Origin of the sequence: Halobacillus karajensis (genome assembly GCF_900108515.1) — a bacterium.
In the GTDB taxonomy this organism is placed as follows: Bacteria; Bacillota; Bacilli; order Bacillales; family Halobacillaceae; genus Halobacillus; species Halobacillus karajensis.
In genome coordinates, this window is the sequence record NZ_FNWW01000018.1 from 19,665 (window position 1) to 27,049 (window position 7,385).

The 7,385-nt window shown below is 41.0% G+C and carries 7 protein-coding genes, 1 rRNA gene and 1 other annotated feature; of the genes, 6 read left to right on the forward strand and 2 right to left on the reverse strand.

The annotated features are described in order from the left end of the window. Positions 1 to 37: 37 nt before the first annotated feature. Complete coding sequence (locus tag BLW54_RS19805) at positions 38 to 553, reverse strand: gamma carbonic anhydrase (protein ID WP_074736450.1); 516 nt, start codon at positions 551 to 553, stop codon at positions 38 to 40. Positions 554 to 608: 55 nt separating this feature from the next. Between BLW54_RS19805 and BLW54_RS19810 the strand changes: the two genes are divergently transcribed. Together BLW54_RS19810 and tbcS are read left to right on the forward strand one after the other, a co-directional pair. Then, positions 609 to 1,385 carry an alpha/beta hydrolase gene (locus tag BLW54_RS19810; RefSeq protein ID WP_035511490.1) on the forward strand — a complete coding sequence of 259 codons (777 nt, stop codon included), beginning with the start codon at positions 609 to 611 and terminating at the stop codon, positions 1,383 to 1,385. A gap of 21 nt (positions 1,386 to 1,406) precedes the next feature. Further along, positions 1,407 to 2,483, forward strand: a complete 1,077-nt coding sequence (gene tbcS, locus BLW54_RS19815; protein ID WP_500683381.1) for a tetraprenyl-beta-curcumene synthase — start codon at positions 1,407 to 1,409, stop codon at positions 2,481 to 2,483. 28 nt (positions 2,484 to 2,511) lie between these two features. Here the strand turns inward: tbcS and mnmM are convergent, their stop codons facing one another. Beyond that, on the reverse strand, positions 2,512 to 3,087 hold the full coding sequence (mnmM, locus tag BLW54_RS19820) for a tRNA 5-(aminomethyl)-2-thiouridylate-methyltransferase MnmM (protein WP_035511354.1): 576 nt from the start codon (positions 3,085 to 3,087) through the stop codon (positions 2,512 to 2,514). 127 nt (positions 3,088 to 3,214) lie between these two features. Beyond that, positions 3,215 to 3,432 (forward strand) — a binding site (T-box leader). An 84-nt stretch (positions 3,433 to 3,516) separates the two neighbouring features. On the opposite strand from mnmM, the gene leuS reads away from it, so the two are divergent. The 4 genes from leuS to BLW54_RS19840 all read left to right on the forward strand — a co-directional run. Then, the gene (gene leuS / locus BLW54_RS19825) at positions 3,517 to 5,931 is read left to right on the forward strand and encodes a leucine--tRNA ligase (RefSeq protein ID WP_035511351.1); all 2,415 of its coding nucleotides are present in this window, start codon (positions 3,517 to 3,519) and stop codon (positions 5,929 to 5,931) included. A gap of 123 nt (positions 5,932 to 6,054) precedes the next feature. Continuing rightward, complete coding sequence (locus BLW54_RS19830; protein ID WP_035511348.1) at positions 6,055 to 6,366, forward strand: rhodanese-like domain-containing protein; 312 nt, start codon at positions 6,055 to 6,057, stop codon at positions 6,364 to 6,366. Positions 6,367 to 6,379: 13 nt separating this feature from the next. Continuing rightward, positions 6,380 to 6,712 carry a rhodanese-like domain-containing protein gene (locus BLW54_RS19835; RefSeq protein WP_244153558.1) on the forward strand — a complete coding sequence of 111 codons (333 nt, stop codon included), beginning with the start codon at positions 6,380 to 6,382 and terminating at the stop codon, positions 6,710 to 6,712. A 420-nt stretch (positions 6,713 to 7,132) separates the two neighbouring features. Beyond that, a 16S ribosomal RNA gene (locus BLW54_RS19840) occupies positions 7,133 to 7,385 on the forward strand; the annotation flags it as partial.

The following is a 7,385-nucleotide window of genomic DNA, read 5'->3' on the forward strand; positions in this document are numbered from 1 at the left end:
GATTGGGAACGGTTTTTTATTTAGGATTTTATATGGTTTAACCTTGCTGTTCTTTATAATATTTGCCTTTCTCAATATAACTTTTTCTAACTCGGTTCATTTCTTTTATATCTTCCTCAGTGAGTTCTCTTATAACTTTAGCAGGGCGTCCAAAAGCCAGGGTGTTTGGAGGAATCGCCTTCCCTGGAGGGACTAAACTGCCTGCACCGATAAAAGCTTGTTCGCCGATTTCGGCGCCATCCAAGATGAGTGAGCCCATACCGATGAGCGCGTTTTCTTTAATATGAGCAGAGTGCAAAGTTACTTGATGCCCGACTGTCACACCGTTTTCTATGATTAAAGGTTGATCAGGGCTTTGGTGCAGAAGGCTGAAATCTTGTATGTTCGTGTCTTTACCGATATGTACTGGAGCCACATCCCCTCTAATGACTGTTTTGAACCATATACTCGCATTTTCACGAATGTTTACATCTCCTGTAATCACGGCGTCTTCTGCTACAAAGGCATTCGGATGAATCTGTGGTACTTTTCCTTTATATTCGCAAATCATCATAAACCCCCTTATAATAATACTATTGATAGTATAGCAGAAGAAAAGAGGGATGGCTGTGAAAAAAATTGAATCAGAAAATGATCGGGCTACGGTTGTGCTTGTTCATGGTGCCTTCGAACATTCTGGGCGTTACCAGGATGTGATTGAACAACTCCACAAGGATGGGTATTCTGTTATCTATGGTGACCTTCCAGGCCAAGGCCATTCCTCTGGGAAGAAGGGACATATCCATTCTTTTGAAGACTATATTCATACCATCTTAAAGTGGGTTGAAGAGGCCGACCCAGATAAGAAAATATTTTTAATGGGCCACAGTATGGGCGGACTTGCTGTTGTTCGTACAATGGAAACAGCATGTCCAAATGTAGATGCTGTTATTCTTTCCTCTCCGGCTTTAGGAATCTTAAGAAAAGCAAGCCTCCCCCTGGAAGTTGTCTCTTATCTATTAAATATCCTTATTCCAGGCCTTAGGATAAAAGCATCACAAAACCCTGAATATATCACGCGAAACAAGGAAAAAATTAAAGCGTTCCAGCAGGATCCTCTCATTATTGATAAAGTATCTGTTCGTTGGTATCGCGAATTTCAAAAAGCGACCAAACAAGCTTTTACTGATATTGTTTGCTTTCCTGATATCCCGCTGTTAGTAATGCAGGCGGAAGAAGATCATATGGTAAAGAAAGAAAAAACCTCAGAGTGGTTTGATCGCGTGCCCATAAAGAAGAAAAGATATAAACAGTGGCCTGGAATGTATCATGAAATCTATAATGAGCCAGAGTGGCTCGATGTGTATGAACACACTAAATCTTTTATAGAAGATTATATAAAGTAATACAGTAAGGAGGATTTCCCATTGGTTCATGCAGTTCCAAATAACGCCATTAATTTAATGTACAGGGTTTATCGTCATATTTTTCCTTCTGTTCATAAGGAGTTATCCTATTGGATTGAACGTGCCCAATCTATTCCTGATCCTGAGCTTCGAAACCAGGCATTAAGGAGTATTAAAGATAAGACTTTTCATTGCGAGGGCGGATCTATTTATTCGGTGCTTTCTGGGGATAATGCTGACAAGTCTATACAGTTTATTGTAGCTTACCAAACGATTAGTGACTATTTGGATAATCTTTGTGACCGCAGCACTTCCATGGACCCTGTAGATTTTCGTATGCTTCATCAAGCAATGACGGATGCTTTAACGCCAGGGAATGATTGTCAGGATTATTATCAATATCGTGAAGAAAAAGAGGACGGGGGTTATCTCCATGACCTTGTGAAAACATGCCAAGATATCCTTGCCGAGTCAAAAGATTATAAAATGGTACATGCCCAGGCTTTGAAACTAGGGAAACTATATAGTGACTTGCAAGTACATAAACATGTAATAGAAGATGAAAGAATCCCGAGACTGCAAAATTGGTTCAGTCGCTATCAGTCTGAGTGGCCGGAATTAAGCTGGTATGAATTTTCGGCTTGTACAGGATCAACGCTTGGTGTTTTTTGTCTTGTTTCCTACGCTCTAAGTGGCAGAATGGATGGGGAATTAGCTGTTCAAATTGAAAGAAGTTACTTCCCTTACATGCAAGGGTTGCATATTTTATTAGATTATTATATTGATCAGGAAGAAGATGAAAGAGAGGGAGACTTGAACTTCTGTGCTTATTATGATCATCAGGAACAAATGAAAAAACGGTTCCGTTACTTTGTGGTGAAGACCAATGAAGAAATTCAAAAACTCCCAGACTCTTCCTTTCATGAAATGATTCATGAAGGTCTTGTGGGGATGTATTTAGCTGATAGGAAAGTAGGAAAGTTGGCAAATGCCAAAAGCTTTGTAAAGGATATGCTGAAAGTCAGTGGTAAGAAGGCGACATTCTTTTATTACAATACAAAGATGTATCATATGTTAAAGCCCGGACGAGAAATATAATGGTTCGTCCAGGCTATTATTTTGCCTCCTATTTGAGTCTTTCAATCGCTAAAATAAACGGAGGCGTTTTCTTTTTATTAATAAATCCATAATATAGAACTTGATAATTTTTTGCATCCAATTCTGTTACGTAACTCATTAGGGCATCCTTTTCTTCGCTTCCACCTGGGTGGCCATGATAGACAACAAGAACCACAAGGCCCCCTTTTTTTAAAGTAGCTAGAACACTTTCTACGGATTGGATCGTTCCTTCGGGTTTCGTAATAATGCTTTTATCACTACCTGGTAAATAACCCAAGTTATAGATGGCAGCGGCTATATTTCCATGATGATCATTTTGAAGGTATTTTTGGATGTGTGCATGGGAATCATAGATAAGGGTGGTCTGCTGATCAAGACCTTGGGTATTGAGTCGTCTTTGGGTATTTAAGATTGCTTCTTGCTGAATATCAAAAGCATACACATGCCCTTCTTTCCCTACATGGTTCGCAAGAAAGGTTGTGTCATGTCCATTGCCGCAAGTTCCATCAATGACAACATCGCCTGTTTGAATGCTTCTGCCCATTAATGTATGGGCATAATCTAAAATTCGTTCAATACTCATGAGACTGCCTCCAGTTTTATTATTCCTGTGTATTGTAGCATGAAAGGGAACGTGTTGTGGAATAGGGAGAAGATGGATGTACGCTGCTTGACAAAGGTGTTTACATTCATTAAGATACGAATATAATCGTATGACGTGGAAAAGGAGTAGTATTGATTTTTTCAAGTTTTAGAGAGGCAGCGGCTGGTGAAAGCTGCCCTTGAGAATCAAGAACTCGCCTTGGATGTCGCAGAAGTGAACGGAAGTAGTTTCTGCCGGTGTGGTCGCCGTTATCGACGTCAAGTTGAACACTTTATAGGTGTTAATTTGGGTGGTACCGCGGGAATCAAGCCTCTCGTCCCATATAGGGATGAGGGGTTTTTTATATTTTACTCTGTTTTTTTAATCAGCAGGGTCTATACATGATAGAGAATATGAGGAGGAAATGAAATGGCTTTTGATCATAAAACCATTGAAAAGAAGTGGCAAAAGTACTGGCTTGAAGAGAAAACATTCAAGACAGACAGCTATTCAGACAAGAAGAAATTCTATGCATTGGATATGTTTCCATACCCTTCAGGGGCTGGGCTGCATGTTGGCCACCCGGAAGGATACACAGCAACAGATATTCTTTCCCGCATGAAACGTATGCAAGGGTATGAAGTGCTTCATCCAATCGGATGGGATGCCTTCGGACTTCCAGCTGAACAATATGCACTGGATACAGGGAATGATCCAGAAGAGTTCACTAAAGAAAATATTAATACGTTTCGCCGCCAAATACAGGAACTTGGCTTCTCATATGACTGGGACCGTGAAATCAATACAACAGATCCTGATTACTATAAATGGACCCAGTGGATTTTCTTGAAACTCTACGAAAAAGGTCTGGCTTATATTGATGAAGTTGCTGTTAACTGGTGTCCAGCCTTAGGGACGGTTCTTGCTAACGAAGAAGTTATTGATGGAAAGAGTGAGAGAGGAGATCACCCTGTCGAACGCCGTCCGATGAAACAATGGATGTTAAAGATTACTGAATACGCAGATCGTCTTCTTGAGGACCTTGAAGAACTGGATTGGCCGGAAAGTATTAAAGATATGCAGCGTAACTGGATCGGGAAGTCAGAAGGTGCGGAAGTCACCTTTGAAATTGAAGGAACCCAGCATTCCTTTAATGTTTTCACCACTCGTCCGGATACTTTGTTTGGGGCTACTTATGCTGTACTTGCACCAGAGCATCCACTTGTCGATGAAATCGTAGCCTCAGATCAAACCAATGCGGTGAAGGCTTATATTGAAAAAGCTCAAAACAAGAGCGATCTAGAACGGACCGATTTGGCTAAAGATAAGTCTGGTGTATTTACTGGAGCTTACGCTGTTAACCCGATTAATGGGGAAAAGCTACCGATTTGGATCGCTGATTATGTATTAATGAGCTACGGAAGCGGGGCCATTATGGCTGTACCTGCCCATGATGATAGAGACTTTGAATTCGCTAAGAAGTTTGATCTTCCTATCATCCCCGTAGTAGATGGAGGAAATTTAGGAAAAGAAGCCTACACGGAAGATGGACCGCATATCAACTCTGATTTTCTTAACGGTCTTGGAAAAGAGGAAGCCATTAAGAAGGCAATTGAATGGTTGGAGGAGAATGGAAAAGGGAAGCAGCAGACCACTTACCGTCTGCGCGACTGGTTGTTCAGCCGTCAACGCTATTGGGGAGAACCAATTCCTGTGATTCATTGGGAAGATGGGTCTGTTACTCCAGTGAAGGAAGAAGAGCTTCCTGTTCAACTACCAAAAACAACGGAAATAAAACCGTCTGGTACAGGAGAATCTCCTCTAGCAAATATCGAGGAGTGGGTAAATGTCGTTGACCCTGAGACAGGAATGAAGGGACGGAGAGAGACGAATACAATGCCACAATGGGCAGGAAGTTGCTGGTACTATCTTCGTTATATTGATGCGAATAATGACGACACGTTCGCTGACTATGAAGCATTGAAAAAATGGCTTCCGGTTGATGTTTATATTGGTGGCGCAGAACATGCTGTCCTTCATTTACTTTACGCTCGCTTCTGGCATAAAGTTCTTTATGATGTAGGAGTTGTACCGACAAAAGAACCATTCAAAAAACTATTTAACCAAGGAATGATTCTTGGAGAAAATAATGAAAAGATGAGTAAATCTAAGGGGAATGTTGTAAACCCGGATGATATCGTTTACTCTCATGGAGCAGACACACTGAGACTTTACGAAATGTTTATGGGACCATTGGATGCATCTGTGGCCTGGTCTACGAATGGGTTAGATGGAGCGCGCCGTTTCCTTGACCGTGTCTGGAGATTGTTCACTACAGATGGTGAGGTGTCTGCTTCTGTTCAAGAATCTACAGAGGATACGACACTTGAAAAGGTCTATCACGAAACAGTGAAGAAAGTAACCGAAAATTTCGAAGAGCTCCGTTTTAATACAGGCATTTCACAAATGATGGTCTTCATTAATGAAGGTTACAAAGCTGATGTTCTGCCAAAAGAGTATGTGGAAGGGTTTGTGAAGCTTCTTTCCCCGGTTGCTCCACACTTAGCTGAAGAATTGTGGGAAACACTTGGCCATTCAGAAACGATCAGCTACCAGCCCTGGCCGACATTTGATGAATCTAAACTTGTAGAAGACGAAGTAGAAATCGTCGTCCAGGTTATGGGTAAAGTTCGTGCGAAAATGTTGGTTAATAAAGAAGCATCCAAAGAGGACCTCGAAAAGCAAGCACTTGAAAATGAAGACATTCAGCAATGGCTTGAAGGAAAAACAGTACGGAAAGTGATTGCTGTTCCAGGGAAGCTAGTGAATATAGTAGCGAATTAATTTGATAAGCACTCCGCATGCAGCGGGGTGCTTTGCTAGCATATCTTCCTGATTCACATATCTTGACTTTAGATAGCAGGAAATTAAAATGGATGTACGAATAGTTCATATGGAGGGAAAAGGATGAGTCAAATTAAAGAGATTACACCCCAGCAAGTGGAAGGGAAACTTGGAAATAATGAAGACTTTACAATTATAGATGTTAGGGAAGATGAAGAAGTGGCTCAGGGGATGGTGCCCACTGCTAAACATATCCGATTAGGAGATCTTCCTAATAAAGTAGAGGAACTTCCGAAAGCTCAAGAATATGTAATGGTTTGCCGTTCTGGGCGTCGTAGTATGAACGCTGCGGAATTTATGATAGAAAAAGGTTTTAGAAATGTTCAGAACATGGAAGGCGGTATGCTGAAATGGGATGGAGAGCTAGTTTTTTAACGACGGAAGTTAAATGATGGGGACTTTATATATAGGCATTAGCTTGATCGTGGTGTTTTTAGGATATTTCTTGAACCAGAAGGTGATATTAAAACCATTTCACAAAGGGCGGACATCAGAAGGTGATATGTGTGTCATTGATATAAGAGATTATATCAGTGCTTATCGATGTCCTTATCCAGGAGCTGAAAATATTCCATTGAGTTACTTACCGCGAGTGTTAAAAGATCAACTTTGTTGTTCTAAACCTATTCTTATTGTAAGTGATGATAAACGCGGAGCGCGGATGGCGGCAAAGATCCTGCGCAGAAGATGGAGAAAGCGTATTTACTACATTCAGTCTTAAGGATTTCATGGATAGGGACTATGAAGTCAACACAAGCGGGCCTTACAAATAGAGCCCGCTTGTTTATTTCGGAAATCATAGGAACTGTAATTTCTTTCTGCATGATAGAGAATAATCTTAATTTAAAAGCCCTAAAAATCTTTTAATCTATTGACGAAAAGAAATGAATAGTGTAATATAGTTAATGTTGCTTAATTGAAAGCACACAAAACAATTCGATTAAAGATTTGTTTCTACAAATTCCACTAAAAAGTATTGACGAAGATAGTCAAACATGCTAGAATTTGATTACTGTCGGAAAGGCAGCATTTGATCTTTGAAAACTGAACGAACCAACCAGTACGTCAAACATTTCTTCTTATATAGAAGAGATTTAAAACAAGCACATTCGGTGTGCAAATGAGCAAGTCAAACTTAACTTTTATGGAGAGTTTGATCCTGGCTCAGGACGAACGCTGGCGGCGTGCCTAATACATGCAAGTCGAGCGCGGGAAGCGAGTGGATCCCTTCGGGGTGAAGCTCGTGGAACGAGCGGCGGACGGGTGAGTAACACGTGGGCAACCTGCCTGTAAGACCGGAATAACCCCGGGAAACCGGGGCTAATGCCGGGTAATACTTTTCTTCGCATGAAGGAAAGTTGAAAGATGGCTTCTTGCTATCACTTACAGATGGG

What these genes read in the sequence shown, in the direction of transcription:
- BLW54_RS19805 (WP_074736450.1), bottom strand. Translation starts at nt 553, where the DNA reads ATGATGATTTGCGAATATAAAGGAAAAGTACCACAGATTCATCCGAAT.
- BLW54_RS19830 (WP_035511348.1), top strand. Translation starts at nt 6,055, where the DNA reads ATGAGTCAAATTAAAGAGATTACACCCCAGCAAGTGGAAGGGAAACTT.
- BLW54_RS19835 (WP_244153558.1), top strand. Translation starts at nt 6,380, where the DNA reads ATGATGGGGACTTTATATATAGGCATTAGCTTGATCGTGGTGTTTTTA.
- leuS (WP_035511351.1), top strand. Translation starts at nt 3,517, where the DNA reads ATGGCTTTTGATCATAAAACCATTGAAAAGAAGTGGCAAAAGTACTGG.
- mnmM (WP_035511354.1), bottom strand. Translation starts at nt 3,087, where the DNA reads ATGAGTATTGAACGAATTTTAGATTATGCCCATACATTAATGGGCAGA.